Below are 3234 nucleotides of genomic sequence, written 5' to 3'. Positions count from 1 at the left end.
TTCTACATATTCAAGAATAACAAAATTGTCCTGCTTATTAAAATAACCAATTTTTGCGCTTTTAGCCTGTAAATCATTTGAGTCAGAATAAAGAACAAAGTGATTTCGCTACTCTGGGTTCACTAACTCTCACACTTGGAGCCGAATACAATTCGTCTTAATGAACCTGCAGGACTATTTACTATAGATTCAAAAAGAGTGTATAAAGCAGTAACGCTTTATACACTCTTTTTATTCATTACAAGGAAAAGCTCACGAAGCGTACTTTTCTTGTTTTTAGTAGGTTCTTTGCACGGATAGTGGTGAATTAATTAACGCAGTGTTATTATTGTTATCCACAAAATAATTATTTGTTAATATTAAATAGGACGCACTTACCGCTTGGTTAAAGCTTAAATAAATCACCTTTCCACCAACATAGGTACTTGCTGGGGTTACATAGGTGCTACCTGTGTATACCTGGAATGTTCCTGTTCCTGTTACAGGTTTTGAAAGTTCAATTTCGATACCATATGGTGATACTTGTTTACAACTAACAACCATAGCACTTGTGTTTTCAATCAAGCTAAGTGTTGTGTTGAAAATCTTCATTTCGCCATATGATCCATTGTATCCTTTAATTCCTCTAATCGTTAAGGCATAAGTACCAGTACTCGCGATTGCACTATTAGAAAAGGTCAAAACTACAACAGCTTTATTATTATCCTGCTGTTCAATTACTGCACTGACAGGATTTGTATAATTTCCAAGTGTATAGTTAGATACATTAGTAACACTTGCTAAATCAAGCTTATTACCAAACGTTACAATAATCTTACTTGGATTTGTAGCATCTTGTACTGCTGATAATGGAGCTGGTAAGTTTGATGAACTTCCTGCAGATTTTTGAACTTGTATTGTTGTTGCAAGAGAAGCATTGCTTAAATTATCTAATACAAAATCCTTAGGAATAGTAAAATTATAAGTACCGCCCTCTAGAGTTAAGTTATCTAATATTAAAGTTACGGTCTTATCTTCCGCTGTACCAGTGTATGAGATATTCATCGGTAAAATATTACCGTTGTTACTATACACGAGTGCTGTTATTACGTTACTAATATTACTTAGGTTAACAGTTTTGTTATAATTCAAAATTAACTTATTAACTAAAACTCCGTTTTGCATGCTACTTGTTAACTCATAACTTAGTAGGATTGGTGGAGTTGTATCTAAAGTAAAGTCAACCGCTCTTGTTTGATTTGCGTTTGATGAATAACTAGAATTAAAGTTTCTCCATCCAGAGAAAGTAACTACTTGATTACCTGTGAGGTTTGTATTCATAATTGTGTAGTTAACTTTTCTATTATTGTCTGGATCTACGATTCCATAAGAAACATATCCATCTATCTTAGCATAACCTGCAGTTTCAATCGGCGAATCAAATGTTGCTGTCAACTGAGTTTTATTTATTCTTTCAACTTTAACTATGTTAGCTAGTGTTTTTTCTGTAGCATCACATCGAACAACTACAGATAGAACATAAGGCTCTGATTCATTTCCCTTTAAATCTCTAATTCCGGTCATCTCAACCATCGCGTTTACAACCTTTTGACCTGTTGCCATCAAATCGATTGTCAATGTCTTTTTATCACTGCTTAAGATATAGTTGTTTGCATTTCCAATATAGGACTTTACATATGTGTTTGTTTCACCATGCATTTGTAAAATACTAAGTTTAGAAATATCAATTGCCTCACTAAAACGAATCTGTGCTTTGTATCCATTATCACTAATTGTTGTTTCTACATAAGAAGGTCCTTGTGTATCAACAAAATCATTTTGAAAAGCTGCTGCCTGTACTGGAGTACCATTTACCGCTTCTGTCTTATTAAATATTGTAGTTACATAAACTCCTGCAAATTCACCACTTGCTGAAATATAAAGTTCAGTTAAATCACTCGATAATTTCGCACTTAATTTTCCTAATGCTGATGCATTATTACCAGGAGTTATTGTAATTGCACCACTTATTAAGTTACCATTTCCATCAATTACACTTGACTTACTAATTGGTGTATTAAAAGTAATCTTAATTTCATTCGAACTTACTAAAGTAACTCCCATAGCCTTAGGCTCAGCAACAACTGTTGGTGTTGGAGTCGGTGTTGCAGTAGGTGTTGTTTTTGGTTTGATTAAGATATAAGTTCTAGCAACAACTGTATTGGTAGACTTCATTGCTTCCGTCTTATTTAAACCAATTCTTGCCTCTAATACAGTAATACCAGGTTTCTTAGCAGTAACAATACCTGCAGAATCCACTGTTGCATAGGTAGTATCTGAGATACTATAAAAAGTGGAGTCTGTTGAAGTTGTAGGCGTTAACTTTGTATCGAAGTCATATTTATCACCAACTTCAATAATATGAGCATTAATTTCATCATAGATTACGTTAAGCTTAACACCGGTAGCTGGGACACGTCTTTTTGCTGTTATCTTACTACTTAACTGCTTCTGAGTACCATCTTTGAAATAAACAGTTGCAGTTATCGTTGCAGTTCCTGCTGCGACTGGTGTTACAAGTCCCTTCCCATTTACTGTGGCAATTTTTGTATTTGAAGATTTCCACGTGGTTTTGGACACATTCGTTGCATTCTTTACGGACAGTGTATATGTAGTACCAATCACTACTGTCTTACTGGTTGCGTTCAGCGCTATGGTAGCAGCATAAGTATTCACTGGCTGACTTATTGCTATTGTACTGAACATTACTGCAAGCATCACCGCAAAAGCTATGAATCTCGCGTTTCTTTTTTTCATATTTTCTCCTCCTAGTGTTAAATTTAGGACTTTTACCCTTTATATTCTAATCCTAGAGATTAGTTTTGTCAAAACTATGTTAAAATCGATTTTTAATGGTAAATTAAGAAATTTGTAACAAATAGGTATGTTTGGTTTTTCTACTAGATAACAAGTATTTTAACTTTCTATCCTATTAGAGTAAAGTAGCTTCGCTATTCAAGGCTTCCAAGGTCGCTAAGAGTAAGGTAATTTGTCTATACAAATACACTTTGCCTTATTGAAACCGCAGGGTGAGTACACATCTAACGGAGAGTGGCAAAGCGGATATTCGCAATCCGCTTAAGGAAGCAGCGGACTTCCCTGATGGGATTAAATTATAGGTTATTGTAGCGCAATTCACTATAAATCGAGTAGGAGGAAATTTCCCTAACTGAGAAATTTCCGACCTCTCACACC

Annotated in this window: 1 protein-coding gene; it reads right to left on the bottom strand. The window is 34.7% G+C overall.

All coding sequences use genetic code 11. The annotated features are described in order from the left end of the window. Nucleotides 1-276: 276 nt before the first annotated feature. The gene (locus RTP52_RS19845; RefSeq protein ID WP_312105191.1) at nucleotides 277-2796 is read right to left on the bottom strand and encodes an Ig-like domain-containing protein; all 2520 of its coding nucleotides are present in this window, start codon (nucleotides 2794-2796) and stop codon (nucleotides 277-279) included. Nucleotides 2797-3234: the final 438 nt, after the last annotated feature.

The organism is Lachnoclostridium sp. (genome assembly GCF_031997925.1).
GTDB lineage: Bacteria > Bacillota > Clostridia > Lachnospirales > Lachnospiraceae > Lachnoclostridium.
The sequence above is the reverse complement of the archived record's forward strand: the minus strand, read 5'-3'. Positions and strand labels throughout refer to the sequence as shown.